Genomic DNA, 23,298 nt, shown 5'->3' with positions numbered 1-23,298 from the left:
GTGCGGGATGGGACGCGTGGACGGCAAGGTCGCCTTCATCACCGGAGCCGCCCGCGGCCAGGGCCGCAGCCACGCGCTGCGCCTGGCCCAGGAGGGCGCCGACATCATTGCCGTGGACATCGCCGAGTCGATCCCCGGCATGGACCGCTTCTACCCGGGCGCGACCGAGGAGGATCTCGCCGAGACCGTACGGCAGGTCGAGGCCCTCGACCGGCGGATCGTCGCGACCAAGGCCGACGTGCGCGACTACGACGCGCTCAAGTCGGCGCTGGATGCGGGGGTCGCCGAGCTCGGTCACGTCGACATCGTCTCGGCGAACGCCGGCATCTTCGCCTTCGGCGAGCAGTCGCAGCTGGTCGAGGACGCCGAGTGGGAGATGGTCAACGACATCAACTCCAAGGGTGTGTGGCACACCGCGAAAGCGGTCATCCCGCACCTGATCGAGCAGGGCACGGGTGGCTCGATCATCCTGACCAGCTCGACCGCCGGCCTCAAGGGCACCCCGAACGTCGTGGCCTACACGGCCTCGAAGCACGCGGTGGTGGGCATCATGCGCACGCTGGCGCTCGAGCTGGCGCCGCACCGCATCCGGGTCAACACCGTGCACCCGACCGGTGTCGCGACCGACATGATCCTGAACGAGGCGACGTTCAAGCTGTTCATGCCCGACGTCGACCACCCCACGAAGGAGCAGGCGGCTCCGATCTTCGAGACGACGAACGCGCTTCCGATCCCGTGGGTCGAGCCGATCGACATCTCGAACGCGGTGCTCTTCCTCGCCTCGGACGAGGCGCGGTACGTCACCGGCACCGAGCTCAAAGTCGACGCCGGCTACACGATCAAGTAGGGATGCAGATGGGCGAGACGGACATCACCGAGACCCGGCGGCGCATCGCCTCGCACCTGGTCGGCCGCGAACGCGAGCTGGAGCTCGCGCTCGCGGCCGTCGCCGCGGGTCGCGACCTGGTGCTGGAGGGGCCGCCCGGCACCAGCAAGACGACCCTGCTCAAGGCCGTGACCGAGGAGTGGGGCATCCCGCTGCTGTTCGTCGAGGGCAACGCCGACCTCACCCCGGCCAAGCTGGTCGGGCACCACAACCCCGCCCGGGTGCTGAGGGAGGACTACAGCGCCGACAACTTCGTCGCCGGCCCGCTGGTCGAGGCGATGCGGCAGGGCGGGTTCCTGTACATCGAGGAGTTCAACCGGGCGCCGGAGGACACGCTCAACACCCTCCTGACCGCGATGGCCGACCGGGCCGTCGAGGTGCCGCGGGTGGGCCGGATCGAGGCGCTGCCGACCTTCCGGGTGATCGCCTCGATGAACCCCTTCGACAACGTCGGCACCACGAGGCTCTCGACCAGCGTCTCCGACCGGCTCAACCGGATCGTCGTCGGCTACCAGGACGCCGAGGCCGAGCAGGGGATCGTGGCCCTCCGCACGGGGCTCCAGGGAGGGCTCTCGGAGCGGCTCATCCTGGACGCCGTCGCGGTCACCCGGGCGACCCGCGCGCATCCGGATGTGCGCCAGGGCTCGAGCGTGCGCGGCGCGATCGACTGCACCCTGGTCGCGCACGAGCTCTTCGCGCTGCGAGGGCTGCCGGCCCCGACGCAGCAGGAGTACCAGGACACGGTCTTCGACGCGATGCTCGTGTCGCTGTCGGGCCGCATCCACGTCGACGAGGCCGCCGAGACGACGCCGGAGCGCGTGCTGCGGGAGATCTGGGAGGACCGCTTCGTGCTGGAGCCGGCCCGCGCGGATCCGGGATGAAGGGCCGTCGAGGCGGACTCGCCGATCAGCCGGACCTCGGCCGACCGGCCGCCGTCGCGGAACGCGAAGCCGCTGCGGCGGAAGCCGAAGCAGCTGACCGAGGACCCGACCGTCTTCAGCCTCGCCGGGAGCGGCCCCGGACTCGTCATGAAGCCGCAACCGGGCCGGGGCTCGGCGGCGGCGAACAAGCCGAGCGCGTCCGGCGCGGGCTTCACCGACGACGAGGGGTCGCTGGTGCTCGACGAGGAGGCGGCCGCGGTCGACCCGGCCGTGCGGCTGCGGGCCGCGCAGATCGCCGCACGGCTCTCGGTGCCGAAGCCGGTCGCCGACACGGCTCGCGACCGGGGTGCCGGTCGCTTCGCGAGCGTGGCCTACCGCGGGTCGAGCGACGACATCGACCTCGACCGCACCCTGCAGGTGCTCGCCGAGAAGCCGGTGCCCGACGACGAGGACATCGTGGTGCGCGAACGGGTGCGGGCCCAGCGGCAGGTGGTGCTCGCGGTCGACGTCTCGGGCTCGATGAAGGGGGAGCGGGTGCGCACCGCGGCGGCGACCGTCGGGGCGCTCGCCGGAGAGCTGGCGCAGGATGCGCTGTCGGTGATCGCCTTCTGGTCGGACGCCGTGGTGCTGCAGCGGCTCGGCGACCCGGTGCGGCCGCTCGAGCTGCTCGACGCGATGCTGCGGCTGCCGGCGCGGGGGCTGACGAACCTCGCGTTCCCGCTGCAGCTGGCCGCCACGCAGCTCGCGGGGGTGCCGCCCCGGAACGCCCGCGTCATCCTGCTGTCGGACTGCGTGCACAACGCCGGGCCCGACCCGCGGCCCCTGGCCGGGCGACTGCCGCGACTGGACGTGCTGCTGGACACCAGCGGCGAGAAGGACGTCGAGCTCGGGCGCGATCTGGCGCGGATCGGTCGCGGGTCGTTCCGGGCCATCCGCACGTTCCACGACATCGCGCCGGCGCTCGGCGCCGTGTTCCGACGATAAGTTTTGGCACTGAGTGTCAATAGGCGGGCTAGACTGGGGGATCAGTTCTCCCGACGACAGAGAGAGTGAGAGTTCGATGGCGAATGCATGGTTCGAGACCGTGGCCGAGGCGCAGCGCCGGGCCAAGAAGCGGTTGCCCAGCTCGGTGTACGGAGCGCTCGTCGCGGGATCGGAGCGCGGGCTCACGATCGACGACAACATCGGTGCCTTCGGCGAACTCGGCTTCGCGCCGCACGTCGCCGGGCACAAGCCCGCGCGCGACCTGTCGACGACGATCATGGGGCTGCCGCTGTCGTTCCCGGTGATGATCTCGCCGACCGGCGTGCAGGCCGTGCACCCCGACGGCGAGGTGGCGGTGGCGCGCGCGGCCGCGAACCGGGGCATCACGATGGGGCTGTCCTCCTTCGCCTCGAAGCCGGTCGAGGAGGTCGTGGCCGCGAACCCGGACACCTTCTTCCAGATGTACTGGACCGGCACGCGCGACCAGATGATCCAGCGGATGGACCGGGCGCGGAAGGCCGGCGCCCGGGGCCTGATCGCGACGCTCGACTGGTCGTTCTCGAACGGGCGCGACTGGGGCAGCCCGTCGATCCCGGAGAAGCTCGACCTGAAGACGATGGTGACCTTCGCGCCCAACGTGCTGCCGCATCCGAAGTGGCTCTGGCAGTTCGCGCGCACCGGGCAGCTGCCTGACCTGACCGCGCCGAACCTGCAGCCGCCCGGCGGCGACGCCCCGACCTTCTTCGGGGCCTATTACGAGTGGATGCAGACGCCGCCGCCCACCTGGGAGGACGTCGCCTGGCTGCGGGAGGAGTGGGGCGGGCCGTTCATGCTCAAGGGCGTGACGCGGGTCGACGACGCGCGCCGGGCGGTGGATGCCGGGGTCACCGCGATCTCGGTCTCGAACCACGGCGGCAACAACCTCGACACGACTCCGGCGACGATCAGGATGCTTCCCTCGGTCGTCGAGGCCGTCGGCGACCAGGTCGAGGTGGTGCTCGACGGCGGGATCCGGCGCGGTGGCGACGTGGCCAAGTCCGTGGCGCTCGGCGCGCGGGCCGTCATGATCGGCCGGGCGTACCTGTGGGGGCTCGCGGCGAACGGCCAGGCGGGCGTGGAGAACGTGCTCGACATCCTGCGCGGCGGGCTCGACTCGGCGGTGCTCGGCACGGGGCACGCCTCGGTGCACGAGCTGAGCCGGGACGACCTGGTGGTGCCGGCCGGGTTCGAGCGGACCCTCGGGGCCGGGGCCGAGGATTCGGGCGGGGTCGGGGCGGCGGCGGGCGGTGCGTCCGGCGGCGGCGGTTCCGGCGGTCTCGGCGGGGAGGCCGCTGAGGGCGCTCCGACGCCGACGGCGCCCAAGGGCGCGCGGCGGGCCTCCTCGGCCAAGCCGTTGGCCAAGGCGGAGGCCGAGGCGACGTCATAGACACGCGGTAGCCTGACGTGGTGGCCGACGACGGACGGGACGGGCGAGCGCGGGGTGGGCGTGCGCGGGGCATCGCGGTGCCCGGCTCGCGGCCGGAGCCGGGGCCGGAGTCGGAGCCGCAGCTCGGCGCGTCGACGTGGGCGGGGCCGGAGTCGGCGCCCCCTGGGGTGGCGGGGTCGGAGACGGGCCCGAAGCCCGAGACGGAGCTCGGCGGGATGGCGTGGCCGGAGGTCGCGGAGCGGCCGCTCGTGCTCGTGCCGGTCGGCGCGACCGAGCAGCACGGGCCGCACCTGCCGCTCGACACCGACTCGGTGATCGCGGCCGAGACCGCCGCGGCCGTCGCCGCACGTCTCCGCACGGCGGGGCGGAGTGTCGTCGTCACCCCCGTGCTCGCCTTCGGCGCGAGCGGCGAGCACCAGTCCTTCGCCGGCACCGTCTCGATCGGGCAGGAGGCGCTGCGGGCGGTCGTGATCGAGCTTGTCCGGTCGCTGTCGACCTGGGCCGGCCGGATCGTGATCGTGAACGGGCACGGGGGCAACATGTCGACGCTGGTGTCGGCGGTGCCGCAGCTCACCGACGAGGGGCACGACGTGTCGTGGGTGCCCTGCGCGCCGGCCGGTGCTCCGGCCGAGATCCTGGATGCGCACGCCGGCCGCCTCGAGACCTCGCTGATGCTCTTCCTGCGGCCGGGCTCGGTGCGGCAGCCGCTGCCCGGGGCGGGCGACACCCGACCGATGCGCGAACTGCTGCCGATCCTGACGGCCTCGGGTGTGGGGGCGGTGTCGCCGTCGGGAGTGCTCGGGGATCCGACCGGAGCCACGGCCGACGAGGGCGAGGAGCTGTTCGCGTCGCTGACCGCCGAGGTGCTCCGCCGCGTCCTCCGTGCGCGGCCGGATGCGCGGGGTCTGCTGGGCAGGGTCGGGGGTCGTGCGCATCACGCCGGGGAGGCCGGTTCTGCTGGTGAGCGCGGTGCTGTCGGCGAGCGAGGCTCCGCCCGCGAGCCCGGTTCCGCCGGCGGAACAACGACGTGAGCGCGGGCGCCGGGGCCGGGCCGGGGGTTCCGGTCGGCAGCGTCGTGCGACTGAACCGGCGCACCCGCGTGCGCGACGGTGGGCGCACGCTGATCGGGGGTGCGCCGATCCGGGTGCTGTACCTCACACCCGCGGCGGCCGCGCTGTTCGACGGTCGTGAGCTGCGGGTGCGCGATCGGTCGACCCAGGCGCTCGCCGACCGGCTGCTCGAGGCGGGGATCGCCGATCCGGTCGTCCGCACCCTTCCCGAGGGCGACCCGGCGGAGGTCACCTACGTGATCCCGGTGCGCGACCGACCGGTGTCGCTGGACCGACTGCTGGGGGCGCTCGGCGCGGGCGCATCCGTCATCGTCGTCGACGACGCCTCGCGCGAGGTCGACCGGCAGCGGGCCGTCGTCGAGGCGCACGGGGCGCGCTTCCTGTCGCTGGAGCAGAACGTGGGGCCCGCCGAGGCCCGGAACGCCGGGCTCCGCGCCGTGACCACCGAGTTCGTGGCCTTCGTCGACTCGGACGTGGTGGCGGATCCGGGCGCGGTGGCTCTGCTGATCAGGCATTTCGCGGATCCGCGGGTCGCGCTGGTCGCGCCCCGGGTGCAGGGTCTGGAGCCCGATGACGGTCGGGGCGCGAACTGGATCGGGCGGTACGAGGATGCGCGCTCGTCGCTCGACCTGGGCGAGGAGCCGGCGATCGTGCGGCAGCGCGCGACGGTGTCGTGGGTGTCGAGCACCTTCCTGGTGGGGCGGGTGGCGCTGCTCGGCGACGGGTTCACGCCCGGGATGCGGGTGGGCGAGGACGTCGATCTGGTCTGGAACCTCGCCGACCGCGGGCTGCGGGTGCGGTACGAGCCGGCCGTCACCATCCGGCACGAGCACCGCACGACGACCGGTGCGTGGCTGGCGCGGAAGGCCTTCTACGGCACGGGGGCGCACCCGCTGGCGGTGCGGCATCCGTACGACATCGCGCCCGCGGTGCTCGCGCCGTGGAGCGCGGCGGTCGTCGTGGCGCTCGTCGCGCAGCGGCGGTGGTCGGTGCCGGTCGCGCTGGTGATCTCGGGGTTCACTGCGTGGCGGCTGTCGAAGAAGCTGGCGCGGAGCGCGCGCCCGATCCGGGATGCGGCCGGGCTCACCGCGAACGGTCTCGTCGCGTCGCTCGTGCAGGCGACCGCGCTGCTGCTGCGGCACTGGTGGCCGGCGGTGCTGGTCGGCTGTCTGTTCTCGGCGCGGCTGCGGCGGGCGGTGCTCGTGGCGCACCTGGTGGATGTGGCGATCGAGCAGGTGCGGACGCGGGCGCGGCTGGATCCGCTGCGCTTCTCGGTGGCGCGGCGGCTCGACGACCTCGCCTACGGGGCGGGGGTCTGGGTGAGTGCGGTGCGCGGGCGGTCGTGGCGGGCGCTGCTGCCCGACGTGCGCCGCCGGCGCCGCTAGCGCCGCGCTCGCCCTTCGGTGCCCCTGCCCTTGCTCGGGCTGCCCCCTGCCGTGCCGTGCTTGCCCTTCCCTGCCAGCTCCTGCCCGGGCTGCCCCACACTGCCCGCGATCCGTCACTTGTTGCCGCTATGTGGCGGCTTTAGCGACAATAAGTGACGGATCGCGGGCATTCGGGGGTCTTCGCCGGCAGTCGGGGGCGCTCGGGGAGGGTCGGGGGCGCTCGCGGCCAGCCGGGGGCGCTCGGGGGCCCCGGGGGCGGGGCGGGTGTCGGCGGGCGCTGGTATGGTCTGGACAAGACGGAACCGGGGGAGGACGACCGTGGGCCCGACGACCAGGCGCAGGGCGCGATGGTGGGGAGCAGCCGCGACGGCTGCCGCCCTGATCGCGGGCGTCATCACGACCGCCGGGGTGAGCTCGTTGGCTGTGGGGTCGACCGTTGGCGCGACCGGGGTCGCCGTCGCGACATCCGCTCCGACTTCTGCTGGGGTGTCCGCCGGCTCGGGGGTGGCGCACACCGGCACCGCCGCTCCTGGGACGCCGGGTGGCACGGGCACGGGCTCGGGCACCGGTCCTGGCGCAGGCGCGGGTACGGGCGGCTCGGACGGGAGCGGCACCGGCGGCGTCGCCGGCAGGGACGGCAAGTACGGGGGATCCGCGTCGGACGTGCCGATCGGCCCGGCTGCGACCGCCGGTGAGCTCGCGGCGACCGCGCCCGGCTCCGCCGCATCCGCGTCGCTGGCCGGCTGGCTGCACGCCGACGGGTCCACGCTCGAGAAGGCCGACGGCACGCCCTACGTGATCAAGGGAGTCGCCTGGTTCGGTATGGAGACGAGCAACTGCGCCCCGCACGGCCTCTGGTCGATCAGCCTCGACGCCGGGCTCGCGCAGATCGCGTCGATGGGGTTCAACACGATCCGCCTGCCGTTCTCCAGCGAGTGCCTCGCCGCCGCCTCCAGCAACTCGATCAACGCCGGGGTCAACCCGACGCTGGTGAGCCTGAGTCCGCTCGAGCTGATGGATCGCGTGATCGAGCGGGCGAAGGCCTACGGGCTCAACGTCATCCTCGACCGGCACCGGCCAGACTCGGGGGCCCAGTCCGAGCTCTGGTACACCTCGCGGTTCAGTGAAGAGACCTGGATCGCCGACTGGTCGATGCTCGCGCGCCGCTACCTCGCCGAGCCGACCGTGATCGGCTTCGACCTGCACAACGAGCCGCACGGCCAGGCCTGCTGGGGCTGCGGCGATCCCGCCCGCGACTGGCAGGCCGCCGCGACCCGGGCCGGAGACGCCGTGCAGGCCGTCAACCCGAAGCTGCTGATCGTCGTCGAGGGCGTCGAGAAGCAGAGCGACGGATCGTCGACATGGTGGGGCGGCGGGCTCGCCGATGCCGGTTCGACGCCGGTCGAGCTGGATGTACCGGGCCAGGTCGTCTATTCACCTCACGACTACCCGGCGTCGATCTACGCGCAGAAGTGGTTCTCGGCATCCGACTACCCGGCCAACCTGCCCTCGGTCTGGACAGGCAATTGGGGCTACCTCGCCACCGAGAACATCGCGCCGGTGCTGGTGGGGGAGTTCGGGTCGAAGCTCGAGACAGCGAGCGACCGGGCCTGGTTCGAGACGATGGTCTCGTATCTCAAGACCACCGGCATCAGTTTCGCGTACTGGTCGTTCAACCCGAACAGCGGTGACACGGGCGGCCTCGTGAAGGACGACTGGGTCACGCCGCAGGCGGAGAAGCTGGCGGCGCTGGCTCCGCTGATCGGGCCCGGGACGACGGTGCCGGTGCAGACGCCGGCGCCCGGCACCACGCCAGCGCCGACCCCGACGAAGACGCCGGCGGCACCGTGGTTGACCCCGGTGTCGCCGATCCCGGGGACCGCGCGGCCGGGGCCGCCCGGGCCGTCGCAGGCGCCGTCGTCGCCGTCCGCTCCGTCGTCGCCCTCCGCGCCGTCGACGGGTTCGCCCTCGCCGTCCACCGGGGCGCCGACATCCGGGCCCGGAGCCCCGACGCAGGGTTCGCCGTCGCCGTCGTCCAGCTCATCGGGCGGCACGGGCGCGCTGTCCGCGACCTGGACCGCGCAGAGCCAGTGGGACACCGGGTACATCGCCCAGGTCGTCGTGACGAACACCGGCTCGAGCACCGGCTGGCGCATCTCGTGGCCGGATGCGGGGGCGACCTCGGTCGTGAACGCGTGGGGCATGGACTGCCAGGTGGCCTCCCGCACGGTCACCTGCACGGGGTCGCAGTGGGCGACGCCGGTGGCCTCGGGCCAGTCGGTCACGGTCGGCCTCCAGGTCGTCTCGACGGCCACCCCCAACCGCCCCGCCCTCACCCTCGAGTCGCGCTGAGCGCTGCCCGCCTGCGAGCGTTGCGCCCTCGCGGGTCCGGCGCCCGGAGCCCCGCCGGTCGCCCATCCGTCACTCGTGGTCGCTAAGCGGCGACAGGTGCCGGGTCGAGTGGATTCACCCCGCCCACCTGTCGTCGATCCGTCACTCGTGGTCGCTAAACGGGCGCCATGGCTGCAACAAGTGCCGGGTCGAGGGCATTCGGGATGCGGGCTCGGGCTCCGGGACAGGTCGGGGAAGCCGGGTCAGCCGAGGGCGCGGGCCAGGCGCATGACCACGGGGTGGCGCGCGAGGCGGGTGAGGGTGGTGTCGCCGCGGCAGAAGCGCACGAAGAAGCGCGCGCCGACGGGGGTTCTGAGCAGCAGGTGCACGAGCCCGCGCCGGCGCTCGAACGCCGCGAGGAGCACGGCGCCGACCCGCTGCTCGGCCCCGAGCTCGCGTTCGACCCGGTCGGTGTAGCCGCTGAGGGCTCGGGTGTCGCCGCCGAGGTGTGCGGCCGCGGCTCGCCCTGCCCAGAGGCCCGAGCGCAGGGCGAACGAGATGCCCTCGCGGGTCCACGGTTCGAGCAGTCCGGCGGCATCGCCGGCCACGAGCACCGTGCCGCGTCGAAGCGGCGATCCGGATGCCCGCCACTGCGTGAGGTGCCCCGACGAGTGCAGGGTCTCGGCGTCGGCGAGCCCCAGGTGCCGTCGCCACGCGGCGAGGTACTCGCGGGTCTCGTCCGGGGAGCCCTTGCGCTGGATCACGCCCACCGTCAGCGAGCCCTGCTTGGGGAAGACCCAGGCGTAGCTTCCGGATGCGCCACCCCAGTCGAGCAGCACCCGGTCGCGCCAGCGGCCCGCGTCGGCGGGCATCGCGATCTCGTCCTCGAGTCCGAGGTCGATGCCTCCGGCCGTGACGCCGACGTACCGCCCGACCCGCCCGCCGGTGCCGTCGGCCCCGATCACGACCCGGGCGCGGAGCGTGCCGCGGTTCGTCCGGATCGACACGATCCCGTCCTCCGTCGAATCCGTCCCGGTCGACACGTCGGGCCCGGCCCCCTCGCCCGGCTGGGTTGCGGTGTGGGGCCCGGTCGCCTCACCCGGCTGGGTCACGGTGTGGGCCCCGGTCGCCGTGCCGGGCCCGGCCACCTCACCCGGCTGAGCCGGCGCATCCGGCTCGGTCGGCGCATCCGGGGTCGACGTCGGGGGAGCGGCGGGGGAGGTGGTGGGGCGGAGGATCTCGCGCACGGTCACGTCGTCGCGGAACTCGGCCCCCGCATCCCGAGCCGCCTGTGCCAGGGCGTCGTCGAACTCGAGCCGACGCACCATGGCGAGGTACGGGGTGCGCTCGCGGAGGGTCAGGCGCGCGCGGAAGCGGTCGGTGACCACGGTCTCGCGCACCCGCGACTCGATCGTCGCGGCGGCGATCGGGGGGATCAGGGCGAGCGATTCGCCGAGCAGGCCTCCGCCGCAGGTCTTGTAGCGCGGGAAGGCCGCGCGGTCGAGCAGCAGCACGGAGGCTCCGGCCTCGGCGGCGGCGCGGGCGGCGCTCGAGCCGGCGGGTCCGGCGCCCACGACCACGACATCCCACACCACGTCATCCACCCTCCGAGCGTACGGTGCCGCCGCACCGGGCGCGCGCAGGCGGCGGTGATACCGTCGCGGGATGGTGACGTTGGCCGGGATCGCGCCGGAGAGCATCCTGCTCGCGGGTGCGGGGCGGGCGATCCTGCTGCAGATCGCGCATCCGGCGGTCGGGTACGGCGTGGCCCGCCACAGCGACTTCGCGAACCGCCCGATGGATCGGCTCCACGGCACCCTCACCTACATCTACGCCCTCTCGAACGGCACGCCCGACGACGTCGCGGCCGTGCGACGTCTCGTCAACCGGGCCCACGGGCCCGTGAGCAACCCGCCGCGCGGGCGGGCGGCGAGTCGGGAGGGGCGTGCCCGGGATCTTGCGCCCGTACCTGAAATCGCGGACGAGCGCGGCCACGGGCATGAGCATGCGAATCGGGGCGCCGACCCGCAGTACGACGCCTTCGACCCCGCGCTGCAGCTGTGGGTGGCGGCGACGCTGTACGACACGGCGGTTCAGGTGTACGAGCGCGTCTTCGGGCCGATCGACGACGACGTGGCCGAGCGGGTCTACCGGGAGTACGCCGTCCTCGGTACCGCGCTGCAGATGCCCGCCGAGCTGTGGCCGGCCGACCGGGCGGCGTTCCGGAGTTACTGGAACGAGACCGTCGCCCGCCTGCGCGTGGACGACACGATCCGCGGGGTGGCCGCCGCGCTGCTGAAGGCCGAGAAGGCGCCGCTGCCGATCCGGCTCGGGATGCCGCTGGCCCGGTTCGCGACGGTCGCCCTGCTTCCGGATGCGGTGCGCGCGCAGTTCGGCTTCACCTGGAGCGTCGTGCGTCAGCGCCGCTTCGACCGCCTGCTCGACGCGATCGCGGCGGTCTATCGCCGGGTGCCCCCACGCATCCGTCACTGGCCCCAGCGTCACTATCTGGCCCGCCTCCGTCGCTCCCGCGCGTAGCGCTCGCCCAGAAGCTCTCACCATCGTCGAGAAGTCACTTCTACGTCCAAACCAGCGATTTTGGACGTGAACGTGACTTCTCGGCGCCGGTGGTGCGGTTCGCCTAGGCGCGCGACGGGGGACGGGAGCGGGCCGACCAGCGCCCGTGGCGGTGCTCGATCTCGATCGGGTGCGCGAAGCAGGCCGTGACGTTCGCCGTCGTGAGCACCGTGGTCGCCGGGCCCACGGCCGTCAGACGCCCGGCGGCGATGAGGGCGGCGTGGGTGGTGGTGCTCGGGAGCTCCTCGAGGTGGTGCGTGACCAGCACCGACGCCAGATCCGGGTGCGCCCGCCGCACGACGTCGAGCGTGTCGAGCAGCTGCTCACGCGCGGCCACGTCGAGCCCGGTCGACGGCTCGTCGAGCAGCAGCAGCTCGGGATCCGTCATCAGCGCCCGCGCGATCAGCGTGCGACCGCGCTCACCCTGCGACAGCGTCGTCCACCGCTCACCGGATTTGTCGCCGAGCCCGAGCAGCTCGATGAACCCGTCGGCCCGGTCGAGCTCGGCCGGTGTCGGCTGCCACCGCGGGACGAGTTCGATTGTGCCGGTGAGCCCGGTCAGCACAACCTCGCGGATCGACAGCGCCGACCCCAGCGGATGCCGCGGATTCACGTGCCCGATCGACCGCCGCAGCTGCTGCAGCTCGACCCGGCCGATCCGCTGCCCTAGCACCGTCACGACTCCGCCGGTCGGGTGCTGCACCGCTCCGCACAGGCTGAGGATCGTGCTCTTGCCCGCCCCGTTCGGCCCGATCAGCGCCCAGTGCTCGCCGGCGCGCACCTCGAGATCGACCGCGTCGAGGATGCGGCGGCCGCCCCGCACGAAGCTCACGTCGCGCAGCTCGAGAACGGTCGTCATCGTCCTATTCTCCCGGCTGGTGGAGGGTGCTCGGTGCAGGGCGGGCGCGGCGCCGGGCTTGTTCGGCGCTGGCCGGCCCGCCCTCGCCCCGGCGGATGCGCGGTGCTGGGTCGGGTGGGCGCGCGGCCGAGTCAGGTGGGTGCGGGCCGAGGTGGGGGGCCTCGGCGCCCGGAGGCCACCGCTCCTTCATGCGCCGGATGCTTCGCCTTCATCTCGCCCGGTCATCGTGCGGGCATGACTGCGCGCGTCGGCCCGGCCCTCCTCGTCGGAGGACTCGCCGTTGCCGCCGTCTGCTTCGCGGTAGGCGCAATCGGCAGCGCCGTCGAGCCGGAGCGGGTGGCCGCTGCCGTCCCCTACGGCGTCGCCGGGGGGATCGGGTCGGGCGCCGACGTGCACTCGGGCACCGGACCCGACGTCGGAGGTGGGTCATCCGCCGTTGATGGCGGTGCATCCACTGTCGGTGGTGGGGCATCCGCCCTCGGTGGCGATGCCGACGCATACTCCGCCAACGGCGGCTCGATCGGCGGCCCCGCAAGCTCCTCCTCCACGCTTTCGCCTGGCGCCCTCGCGCCGGCAGGCAGCGCATCCGCACCCGCATCCGGCGCGGCCAGCGCACGCACGGCCGCCGGCGGCGGCGCCGCATCCGCCCTCGTGTCGGCGTCGTGGGCCGAGTCGGTGGCGCAGGCCACGGGCATCCCGGGCCGGGCGCTGACCGCGTACGCCGCCGCCGCGCTCCGACTGCAGGCCGAGCAGCCCGCGTGCGGCCTCGGCTGGAACACCCTGGCGGCGCTGGGCTGGATCGAGTCGGGCCACGGCACGCACGGCGGCTCCGCCGTCGGTGCTGACGGTGTGACGCGCCCCGGCATCTTCGGTCCGCAGCTCGACGGCGGCGCCTACGCGGGCATCACCGACTCCGACGGCGGACGCCTCGACGGCGACCCCGTGTGGGATCGCGCCGTCGGTCCGCTGCAGTTCATCCCGCAGACCTGGGCCACCTGGGGAGCCGACGCCGACGGCGACGGCCGCGCCGACCCCCAGCAGATCGACGACGCCGCCCTCGCGGCGGGCCGCTACATCTGTCACTACGGCTCGCTCGCCGATCCGGGCACCTGGCGCACGGCCGTCTTCGCCTACAACCACCTCGACAGCTACGTCGACTCGGTCGCCGAGAAGGCCAACCTCTACGCGGCGCAGGCGGCGGCCGTGCCGGTGCCCCAGTGACCGGCGCGGTGCCTGTCGCAGCGGCCGGCCCGGTAGGCACCCGGCGGCGCGCATCCGGCACGACGACGGCGGATGCGGATGCCTGAGACCCCGGACGGCCTCATCTCGGGCCGGTACCGCCTCGGCGAGCTGCTCGGCACGGGCGGTTCGGCCTCGGTCTTCGCCGCGGTCGACGTCTCCGCGGATGCGGCCGGCGCGACCCGGCCGGTGGCGCTGAAGATCCTGCATCCGCACCTCTCGGGATCGCCCGAGGCGCGCGAGGCCTTCTTCGCCGAGGCGCTCGCGGCCGAACGGCTGCACCACCCGAACATCGTCGAGGTGCTCGGGGTCGGGGTGCACGATCCGGATGGCGACGACCCGCGCGCGTGGATCGCCCTCGAGCACGCGCCCGGCGTCAGCCTCGCCGAGGAGGTCGAGCGGCTGGGGCGGCTGAGCGTGGGGGAGGCGCTCGCCGTGGCCGACGGGGTGCTCTCGGCGCTGCGGTACGCGCACGAGTCCGGGTTGATCCACCGGGACGTCACCCCGGCGAACATCATGCTCGCGCGCGACCCGCGTGGGGTGCTGCGGCCGTCGGGCGTGCGTCTGGTCGACTTCGGACTCGCGGATGCGGCGGGCCGCGCCGCGACCGGCGCCGACCTCCTCCGTACCGAGCCCCCGGCGTCCGGCTACGCGGGTGGATCCCGCGGTACCGTTACGCCCCACGGGGCCGATGGGCCGCGGCCGGCGGGGGCGAAGGTGGTCGGCAACGTGAACTACGTCTCGCCCGAGCACGCCCGCGGCGAGCCCGTCGACGAGCGCGGCGACCTCTACCAGCTCGGCGCGGTGCTCTACTTCGCACTCGTGGGGCGCCCGCCGTTCGTGCGGGAATCCCCTCGAGCCGTCATGCTCGCCCACCTCCAGGCGCCCCCTCCGGTGCCGTCGGTCGCGCGCCCCGGCCTGCCGCGCGCGGTCGACCGGATGATCGTGAAGGCCCTCCTGAAAGACCCCGCCCTCCGCCACACCAGCGCCGCCGAGATGCAGACGGCAGTGCGTGCGGAACTCGCAGCGCTCGCGGCCTTCGGCCCGGACGACCGGGCGGCCCCGCACCCGGGGACGGCCTCGACCGGTGCCGCGCGGGCCGGCGACCGAACGATGGTGCTTCCGGCATCCGCCGCCTCGGGATCGGCCCGGTCCGACGATCGGACCGTCGTCCTGCGCCCGGTGAGGTCGACGCCGGCCGCCCGTCGTGCCGCGGCTACTGCGGCCGCGACCACCGCGACCGCGACCAGCGCGGCCTCCGCGGCATCCGGCGCCGCCACGGCGGCATCAACCTCGTCCTTCCGGCCCGACGGATCCGCGCCCGGGTGGAGATCACCGGGCTCCGCCGGCCCGTCCCGCGGCTGGGCCGCGGGACCGACCGGACCGACCGGACCGACCGGACCGACCGCAGCGGCCGGATGGGCCGGACCGACCGGGCCGACCGCATGGGCCGGACGGCCCGGATCTTCCGGACCCGCCGACCCGACGGCGCGCGGAGTCGGGGCCCGGCTCGGCACCCGCGGCAGCGTCGCCCTCTGGGGAGTGGTCGGCGCGGTGGCCGTGGTCGCCGTCGTCGCCTGGTCGCTGGCCATGGGCGGCTCCTCCTCGTCGACCTTCGCGATTTCCCCGCCGCCGGCGACCGACACCGGCTCGACACCGGGCCCCACCGCATCCGCCCCCTCCACCCCCTCGGCCCCGCCCACGATCGCGCCGGCCGCCGCACCCCTCCCGGAGCCGGTCGCGGCCACGGTGCCGCCCACCGCATCGACCTCGCGCGAGGCGGCCACCGCCGCCCTCGCCGCGGCCGGACTCGCCCTGGGCGCGGTCACACCCGAGAACGCGCCCGCCGCAGCCGGAACCGTGCTGCGCAGCGTCCCGGCCGCCGGAACCGCCCTCGCCCCGGGTGCGACGGTCGACCTGGTCGTCGCGTCCGGCTCGAACCTCGTGCCGACCGTGGCCGGCGCCACCGCCGGCGATGCCACGACCGCGCTCCGCGGCGCGGGCTTCGAGGTGGCGCTGACGAACCGAGAGGATGTGGGGCCCGCCGGCGTGGTGCTGACCACGACGCCGGCCGCCTCCGCCGTGCTCCCGCTCGGCAGCACGGTGACGGTGGTCGTTTCGGCGCCCCGATCCGGCGGCGTCCCGGTGCCGACCGCCACCGGCGTGCCGACCGCGCCGCCCACCACCGCCCCCGCGACCCCCGTGCCCACCCCTCCCGCCCGCTGAGCCCCCCCGCTCCCGCCCCGCCCACACGCCTGGCCCCACCGAGAAGTCACCTTCACGTCCAAATCCCGCGCCTTGGACGTAAAAGTGACTTCTCGGCGAGGTGGGGGAGGAGCGCACTCACGCATCGCCCGATCTCGCCTCGAGGCGTAACCCGCGCGTCCGCGCCCCTGCCCCTGCCCCTCGAACGAGGGTGAAACCCCTGGTGAACCCATGAACACGCCCCACCCGACGCTTCTCTCCATACCGCGTCAACACCTCCTTCAGCCGCGAGACGCCCGCCGTTCATCCGGCGACCGGAGCATCGGCGGCATGGTTGGTGGCTCGTGACAGGCAGTGACGTCTTTCAGACGATCGACGACGTCGTCGTCGAGAACGAGCGCACCGAGGTCCTCGCTCCGATCGAGCAGGGCCCGGACGACCGTGGACGCGTCGCCGGTGCTGGCGGCGCGGGGAGGTCGGACGGCGACCTCGAGGGGGGCGCGGCCGATCGGCCGCGGAAACGCTCTTTGGCATCGCGCCGTTCGACCTCCGACACCGTCTTCCAGACGGTGGCCTACGTGGCGGGCGCCACGACCGTCGGCATCATGCTCGCGGTGGGACTGTTCCTGTCCATCCGCGCGGGCTCGGCGCTCCAGGTCGCCGGGATCGGCTTCCTGTTCGAGCAGCAGTGGTCGCCCGAGACCCAGACCTTCGGCATCGCGGCCGTGCTCTTCGGCACGGTCACGATCGCGATCATCGCGCTCTGCGTCGGCTTCCCCCTCGCGGTCGGCACCGCGCTGCTGCTCTCCGAGATCGTGCGCGGGCGGCTCCGCTCCTTCCTGGTCTCCCTGGTCGACCTGATGGCCGCCGTGCCCAGCATCGTCTTCGGGCTCTGGGGCGTCTTCTTCCTGCAGTCCGCCGTCATCCCCGTCTCCGAGTGGATCTCCACCTACCTCGGCTGGATCCCGATCTTCGCGGTGACCGGCGAGGACGGCGCGCGGCTCACCGAGGCCAGCGCCTTCACCTCTTCGGCGTTCATCGCCGGCATCGTGGTGGGGCTCATGGTCGTGCCGACCCAGGCCTCGGTGATGCGCGAGGCCTTCTCGCAGGCCCCGATCGGCGAGCGCGAGGGAGCGTTCGCGCTCGGCTCGACGCGCTGGGGCATGATCCGCACCGTGGTGCTGCCGTTCGGCCGCGGCGGCATCATCGGCGGCACGATGCTCGGCCTCGGCCGCGCCCTGGGGGAGACGATCGCGGTCTACATGATCATCTCGCCGGTCTTCGTCATCAACTGGGAGGTGCTGAAGACCGGAACGAACTCGGTCTCGGCGCTGATCGCGCTGCGCTACGGCGAGGCGAGCGAGTTCGGGCTGTCGGCGCTGATGGCGGCCGGGCTCGTGCTCTTCCTGATCACCCTGGTCATCAACTTCACCGCCTCGTCGATCGTGGCGAAGTCGCGCTCCGGCGCAGAGAGCCTGTGACCGCATGACCACGACGTACGAGAATCCCGCCGCGCCCGGGGTGGGGCTGGACGAGGACGAACTCGACCGCGACCACGACCTCGACGACGCCTTCGACCGCGACCCGGAGCCCGCCCCCACCCGCCTCCCCGTCAAGGACGACACCCCCGTCGGCCCCCGCCGCGGTGTCCGCACCGCGACCCTCGACGAGAAGTTCAACGTGATCGGCGCCGCCGCGGGCGGCATCTCGCTGGCCACGCTGCTGTTCGGCTGGATCGGCCCGCTCACCGGCGTCATCGGCTGGGTGATCGTGGCCTACGTCGCGTTCATCGGGTTCTACCTGCTGCTGGTGTCGCTGCGCTCGGACTTCCAGGAGGTGAAGGACCGCCTCGCCACCGTGCTCATGGCGAGCGCCGGCACGGTACTGTTCGGCGGCCTGGTCTTCATCGTGGTCTACACGCTCGCGCGCGGCTCCGAGGCGCTGCCCTTCCTCAACTTCTTCACCGAGACGATGGCGCTCACCGGCCCGCTCGACCCGCTGACCTCGGGCGGCATCCTGCACGCCATCGTCGGCACGCTCATCCAGATCTCGATCGCGCTGGCCATCACGATCCCGCTCGGGCTCACCACCGCGGTCTTCCTCAACGAGGTCGGCGGCCGGTTCGCCCGGTTCGTGCGCACGATCGCGGATGCGATGACCGCGTTGCCCTCGATCGTCGCGGGCCTGTTCGTCTACGCCGCGATCATCCAGCTGTTCACCCATCAGCGCTCCGGTTTCGCGGCGGCCCTGGCGATCACGGTGATGATGCTGCCGATCGTGATCCGGGCGTCGGATGTCGTGCTCCGCCTGGTTCCCCAGAACCTGCGCGAGGCCAGCTACGCGCTCGGGACGACCCGCTGGCGCACGGTCTGGCACGTGGTGCTGCCGACCGCGCGTTCCGGGCTCGTCACCGCGATCATCCTCGGCACCGCGCGCGGCATCGGCGAGACCTCGCCGGTGCTGCTGACCTCGGGCATCACCTCGGTGATGAACGTGAACCCGTTCTCGGGGCCGATGATCTCGCTGCCGCTGCAGGTCTTCGACTTCGTGCGCTCGCCCGAGCCCACCATGGTGGCCCGCGGTTTCGGCACGGCGGCGGTGCTCATCCTGCTCGTGCTCGGCCTGTTCATCATCGCCCGTCTGATCGGCGGAAAGGGGCCCGGCGAGCTCTCCGACCGCGCCCGCCGCGCGGCCCGCGCCGAGTCGATGCGCGACCTGCAGCGGATCACGGTGCTCGAGGACCGCGTGGCCGCCGGCAGCTACGTGCCGGTCGTCACGACCGTCGCGCCGCTCGCCCCGCCGCCGCCCTCGGCCGCGCCCGTCGACCCCTTCACCTCGAACCACGATCCGAACGTGGAGCTCGTGCAGCTCGACGAACTGATCGAGCCGCCCGCACCCTCGTCGGCCACCCCGACCGCCCCCACCCCTCCCACCCCCTCCGACCCCGAGGAGACGTCCCCGTGACGCCAAAACCCCGTGCCCGCCGCGCATTCCGTGCCCGCGCCGCACTCGCCCTGTTCGCCGCCACCCTGGTGACGCTGGTCGCCGCCGGGACGGGCGTCGCCGCGCCCGCGCAGGCGGACACCTACCTCCCGATCAGCGGCACCGGTTCGACCTGGTCGCAGAACGCGCTCGACCAGTGGCGCAAGAACGTCGCCAACAACTACGGCATGACGATCAACTACTCCGGGGTGGGATCGTCGGCGGGTCGTCAGGACTTCCTGAACGGCGCGGTGGACTTCGCCGTCAGCGAGATCCCGTTCCAGGACAAGCCGGAGGACAACTCCCCGCCCGAGGTGCCCAAGACCGGCTTCGCCTACATGCCGATCGTCGCGGGCGGAACCGCCTTCATGTACAACCTGAAGATCGGTGGCAAGCGCGTCACCAACCTGCGCCTCTCCGGCGAGGTCATCACCAAGATCTTCACCGGGGGGATCACCAACTGGAGCGATCCGGCCATCCAGGCCGACAACCCCGGCCTCGCCATGCCGAACCAGGGCATCGTCCCCGTCGTGCGATCCGACGGCTCCGGATCCTCCGCGCAGTTCAGCCTGTGGATGTCGAAGCAGTACCCGGCACTGTGGAGCGCCTACTGCAACTGCACGGGCTTGCGGTCGCAGTACCCCGTGGGCCCGACGATGAAGGCGCAGAACGGTTCGCTCGGCGTCTCGGGCTACGTCGCGCAGGGCTACGGCGAGGGTGCGATCACCTACGTCGAGTACTCCTACGCCAAGAACTCCGGCTTCCCGGTCGCGAAGGTGCTCAACAACTCCGGGTACTACATCGAGCCCAAGGCCACCTCGGTGGCGGTGGCACTGATGCAGGCGACGATCGCGCCGGACCTCACCCAGCAGCTCGAAGGTGTCTACAACAGCGGCGATCCCCGGTCGTACCCCCTCTCGAGCTACTCGTACATGATCGTTCCCACCCAGGTCGCCGGCATCTTCACCGAGCAGAAGGGCAACTCGCTGGCCTCCTTCGCCCGGTACATGCTCTGCGAAGGCCAACAGCAGGCCGACACCCTCGGGTACTCGCCCCTCCCGATGAACCTGGTGCTGGCCGGTTCCGACCAGATCAAACGCATCCCCGGATCCGGCGGGAACGGTGTCGACACCGCCAACTGCAACAACCCCACCTTCAAACCCGGCGACGACCCGTCGAGCAACGCGCTGGCCGCGACCGCTCCACTGCCCGCCGACTGCGACAAGCAGGGACCCAACCAGTGCGTCACCGGAACCGCGGGTGCGGTCGACGAGACCCCGGTCACCGGCTCGGGCTCGGGCGGGTCGTCCTCCGACGCGGCCGGTGGGTCCTCAGGCACCGGCGACGCGGGTTCGGGCGGGGCTGCGGGGTCGACCGATGCCGTGGCCGCCGCCGGAGCGGGTGCGGCTGCCGCCGGCACCACGCCGGTCTACGACGAGAACGGGGCGCTGGTCAGTGGAGGGTCGGCGATCGCCGGCGCCGCGGTGTCCAGTCCGTTCACGCTGGGCGACCCCGGCATGGGTGCCACCCAATGGCTGATGGTGGCGGCCGGGCTGTTGTTGCTCGCAGCGATCATCGTGCCGCCGTTGGCCTCACGACGTCTCAAGAGCAGCGGCCGCGACGTCTGATGTGACCCCTTCGCGGGGCACGGGATCCCCTGACGGATCGCCCGATGCCAGCGCGAAATCTCCGAGGGAAGTCTCCTTCCTCCGCCGTTCATCCCACCGACATCAGACGCCCATAATTTTGCGTCGTTCCCATGAATCCTCTGGATTTCAGCTTGGAGTCACCCGTGTCTCGTACCGCCCGCCATCGTCGCGCCCGACGACGTTCGTGGTTGGTCTCCCTCGCCTCCGGGGTCGGAGTCGGAGTGGTCGTCGGCGCCGTGCTCACGGTGTCCGGGATCGCGATCCCCGTCACCTCCGCTCAGGCCGTGGACTCCAGTGCCGTGACCGTGACCGCGGCCGTCCAGGACACGACGGGTTCCGCGCCGATGCCAGACCTCAAGGTGTCCGTCTCGCAGACGCGCGACCTGCTCGCACAGGGCATCCAGATCGATTGGACGGGCGGGATCAAGTCGCAGGTGCCCGACGGCCAGACCGGAGGCGCGAACTTCCTGCAGATCATGCAGTGCTGGGGTGACGACCCGGAGAACAAGGATCAGCCGGACCGCACCACCTGCCAGTACGGCGCCTTCAACACCCCGGGCGCCCGACGCGACGCCTCGATCGCCGATCCGAAGAACGTCAACGCGAAGGACCAGCCGTACACGGCCGCCGCCACCGGTCCTTTCGACCAGACCTACACGTCGATCCCCTTCAAGTCGAAGACCGGCGCGACCGTCGCCTCCGTCGTCGACGGCAAGAAGATCGAGACGGTCGACGTGAACACGAACCAGTTCTTCACGCGACTGACCAGCAACGAGATCTCCTGGGCCGGCTCCGGGTCGAACGGCGCGGGCTCGGTGAAGTTCGAGGTGCAGACGGCCGCCCAGTCGCCCGGGCTCGGATGCGGCACACCGATCGAGACCGCGGGCACGGTGACCGGCGCCACCTCGTGCTGGCTCGTCGTCATCCCGCGGGGCACGGCCGACGCCGGTGAGGACCACGTCATCAACTCCGGGCTCTTCTACGACGCCTGGCAGCACAAGCTCGCGGTGAGACTCGACTTCCTCCCCGTCGGGGTCCGCTGCACGATCGGTGCTGCCGAGCGGCAGCTCTCCGGCAGCGAGCTCTCCAGCGAGGCCATCTCCTCCTGGCAGCCGAGCCTCTGCGGCGCGGCCGACGGTGCCGCCTACACGACGATCACCGGGGCGGAGACGGATGCGGCACTGGCCGCGAACGGCACGGGGGTGCAGCCGATGGCACTCACCTCCAGAGCCCTCAGCGTGCCCGACGTCAAGGACAACCTGACCTATGCACCCATCGCCTTGACCGGGGTGTCCATCGCCTTCTCGATCGACCGCGAACCCTCGGCGATCGGCGAGGTCCCGGCGGATGTCTCCGACCGAGCCCGGCTCGCGTTCGACTCGATGAACCTCACCCCCCGCCTCGTCGCCAAGCTCCTCACGAGCTCGTACATCGATTCGCTGCCGACCAGGGCGCCGAAGACGCACCTCGGCACGAACGCCCGCAACATCACCTACGATCGCGACTTCCTCCAGATCAACGATCCGGAGTGGGCGTACCAGTCGATCAACTCACCCTCGATCGCCGATCTCCTGGCCCCTCAAGGACGCTCGGACTCGGCCTGGGCCGTGTGGAACTACGTGCTCTCTGACCAGGACGCACGCGACTTCCTCGCCGGCAAGCCCGACCCCTGGGGCATGGTCGTGAATCCGTACAGCTCTTCGGACCCGGCGGTCTACGAGAGCGCTTACACCCAGGCCGGACAGACACCGACCGGTGCGCCGCTGACCTACCCGCGTGAGGACTTCCCGAAGGGCGATCCCAGCGAGCAGCCGAAGGACGCCACCAGCGGGGCGGTCCCGGTGAACTCCGTGACCTGGCGTCCCTACGTGAACGACCTGACGACCAGCGCCTATCTGGTGTTGCGCGGCGACGGTCAGGTGCTCGGCCCGTGGGACTCCATCGCGATCCCCGCGAAGTACACCAAGACCCCCCGTTCCCTGGCCGGGCTCCAGCGCGTGATCGGGATCACCGACACCGCCGCCGCCGCGAAGTACCAGGTGGTCTCGGCGAAGCTGAGGAACGCCGCCGGCGAATTCGTCTCGCCCGACGCCGAATCGCTCACGGCGGCCGCCGCGGCGATGACCGCGGACCCGGCCCAACCTCAGGTGTACTCGCTCGACTCGACCTCAGAGGCGGCGAAGGGCGCGAAGGGTGCGTATCCCCTCACCCTCCCCGTCTACGCCGCCGTGAACCCGAAGATGGCGGATGCGGCGGTGCGGGCCGACTACGCCGACTTCATCAACTACGCGGCGACCTCCGGACAGGAGCCGGGGACCTCGCTGGGCATGCTCCCGGAGGGCTACGCCCCGCTGCCGGCGGGCTGGCGCGATCAGGCGCTCGTGGCGGCCGCGACCATCGCCGCCGGCGGGCCGCCCCCGACGACCCCGGCCCCCAGCCCGTCACCGACCCCCAGCCCCCGCCCGGCCGGGACCACCAGCGGCACCAGCAGCACGGTCCCCGTCGCGTCGCCCCAGGTTCCGGCTGCGGCTCCTCAGCCGGCGTCGCAGCCGACGGATCCGGTGGCCAGCGGCAACGCCGTGACCAACCTGATCGGCAAGGCGACTCCCGCCGACGCCAAGCTCGGAGCCATCACAGCGGCCGTCCCCATCAGCATCGCCGCCGGGCTCGTCGCAGCCGTCGCGGTCGCGATGCTCTCACGCATCCGGAGACGTCTGTGATGCCCCACAATCTTGGACTCCGTCCTGGCACCCGCAGCGGACGCCACGACGCCAAGTCGAAGCAGCCGCGTCGCGGAGGCTCGGTCACCCCTCCCGAAAGGAAC

General features: G+C 72.7%; 16 protein-coding genes. 14 read left to right on the top strand and 2 right to left on the bottom strand.

Annotated elements, in window-relative coordinates; genetic code table 11:
• Nucleotides 1-7 precede the first annotated feature (7 nt).
• From AC59HU_RS03005 to AC59HU_RS02975, 7 genes are all read left to right on the top strand, one after another.
• Complete coding sequence (locus AC59HU_RS03005; protein ID WP_497221845.1) at nt 8-847, top strand: mycofactocin-coupled SDR family oxidoreductase; 840 nt, start codon at nt 8-10, stop codon at nt 845-847.
• A gap of 8 nt (nt 848-855) precedes the next feature.
• Nucleotides 856-1,767, top strand: a complete 912-nt coding sequence (locus AC59HU_RS03000; protein ID WP_497221844.1) for an AAA family ATPase — start codon at nt 856-858, stop codon at nt 1,765-1,767.
• A 147-nt stretch (nt 1,768-1,914) separates the two neighbouring features.
• A complete protein-coding gene (locus AC59HU_RS02995; RefSeq protein WP_497221843.1) occupies nt 1,915-2,751 on the top strand; it encodes a vWA domain-containing protein in 837 nt (278 codons plus the stop codon).
• Nucleotides 2,752-2,827: 76 nt separating this feature from the next.
• On the top strand, nt 2,828-4,177 hold the full coding sequence (gene mftD, locus AC59HU_RS02990; RefSeq protein ID WP_497221842.1) for a pre-mycofactocin synthase MftD: 1,350 nt from the start codon (nt 2,828-2,830) through the stop codon (nt 4,175-4,177).
• 20 nt (nt 4,178-4,197) lie between these two features.
• Nucleotides 4,198-5,208 carry a mycofactocin biosynthesis peptidyl-dipeptidase MftE gene (gene mftE / locus AC59HU_RS02985; RefSeq protein ID WP_497221841.1) on the top strand — a complete coding sequence of 337 codons (1,011 nt, stop codon included), beginning with the start codon at nt 4,198-4,200 and terminating at the stop codon, nt 5,206-5,208.
• The gene (mftF, locus tag AC59HU_RS02980) at nt 5,205-6,632 is read left to right on the top strand and encodes a mycofactocin biosynthesis glycosyltransferase MftF (RefSeq protein WP_497221840.1); all 1,428 of its coding nucleotides are present in this window, start codon (nt 5,205-5,207) and stop codon (nt 6,630-6,632) included. The genes mftE and mftF overlap by 4 nt, the downstream gene beginning before the upstream one ends.
• 318 nt (nt 6,633-6,950) lie before the next feature.
• Nucleotides 6,951-8,984 (top strand): cellulase family glycosylhydrolase, encoded by a 2,034-nt coding sequence (locus AC59HU_RS02975; protein ID WP_497221839.1) that lies wholly within the window; start codon nt 6,951-6,953, stop codon nt 8,982-8,984.
• A 242-nt stretch (nt 8,985-9,226) separates the two neighbouring features.
• Here the strand turns inward: AC59HU_RS02975 and AC59HU_RS02970 are convergent, their stop codons facing one another.
• Nucleotides 9,227-10,567: an FAD-dependent oxidoreductase gene (locus AC59HU_RS02970; protein WP_497221838.1), complete on the bottom strand. Its 1,341-nt coding sequence runs from the start codon at nt 10,565-10,567 to the stop codon at nt 9,227-9,229.
• A gap of 61 nt (nt 10,568-10,628) precedes the next feature.
• Here AC59HU_RS02970 and AC59HU_RS02965 point away from each other — a divergent pair, with 61 nt between their 5' ends.
• Nucleotides 10,629-11,501 (top strand): oxygenase MpaB family protein, encoded by an 873-nt coding sequence (locus AC59HU_RS02965; protein ID WP_497221837.1) that lies wholly within the window; start codon nt 10,629-10,631, stop codon nt 11,499-11,501.
• 103 nt (nt 11,502-11,604) lie between these two features.
• On the opposite strand, the gene AC59HU_RS02960 is transcribed toward AC59HU_RS02965, so the two are convergent.
• Nucleotides 11,605-12,399, bottom strand: a complete 795-nt coding sequence (locus AC59HU_RS02960; RefSeq protein WP_497221836.1) for an ABC transporter ATP-binding protein — start codon at nt 12,397-12,399, stop codon at nt 11,605-11,607.
• Nucleotides 12,400-12,633: 234 nt separating this feature from the next.
• Here AC59HU_RS02960 and AC59HU_RS02955 point away from each other — a divergent pair, with 234 nt between their 5' ends.
• The 6 genes from AC59HU_RS02955 (at nt 12,634) to AC59HU_RS02930 (ending at nt 23,194) form a co-directional block, all read left to right on the top strand.
• Nucleotides 12,634-13,620: a lytic transglycosylase domain-containing protein gene (locus AC59HU_RS02955; protein WP_497221835.1), complete on the top strand. Its 987-nt coding sequence runs from the start codon at nt 12,634-12,636 to the stop codon at nt 13,618-13,620.
• A 78-nt stretch (nt 13,621-13,698) separates the two neighbouring features.
• Nucleotides 13,699-15,864 carry a serine/threonine-protein kinase gene (locus AC59HU_RS02950; protein ID WP_497221834.1) on the top strand — a complete coding sequence of 722 codons (2,166 nt, stop codon included), beginning with the start codon at nt 13,699-13,701 and terminating at the stop codon, nt 15,862-15,864.
• A gap of 323 nt (nt 15,865-16,187) precedes the next feature.
• Nucleotides 16,188-17,324 (top strand): phosphate ABC transporter permease subunit PstC, encoded by a 1,137-nt coding sequence (gene pstC / locus AC59HU_RS02945; RefSeq protein ID WP_497221833.1) that lies wholly within the window; start codon nt 16,188-16,190, stop codon nt 17,322-17,324.
• A gap of 4 nt (nt 17,325-17,328) precedes the next feature.
• The gene (gene pstA, locus AC59HU_RS02940; RefSeq protein ID WP_497221832.1) at nt 17,329-18,807 is read left to right on the top strand and encodes a phosphate ABC transporter permease PstA; all 1,479 of its coding nucleotides are present in this window, start codon (nt 17,329-17,331) and stop codon (nt 18,805-18,807) included.
• Nucleotides 18,804-20,453, top strand: a complete 1,650-nt coding sequence (gene pstS / locus AC59HU_RS02935; protein ID WP_497221831.1) for a phosphate ABC transporter substrate-binding protein PstS — start codon at nt 18,804-18,806, stop codon at nt 20,451-20,453. The genes pstA and pstS overlap by 4 nt, the downstream gene beginning before the upstream one ends.
• A gap of 164 nt (nt 20,454-20,617) precedes the next feature.
• Nucleotides 20,618-23,194, top strand: coding sequence for a hypothetical protein (locus tag AC59HU_RS02930; protein ID WP_497221830.1), 2,577 nt, complete (start codon nt 20,618-20,620; stop codon nt 23,192-23,194).
• Nucleotides 23,195-23,298: the final 104 nt, after the last annotated feature.

Source organism: Herbiconiux sp. 320_LB (assembly GCF_059691755.1).
Note: the sequence above shows the minus strand (reverse complement) of the source record. Positions and strands in the feature narration are given on the sequence as shown.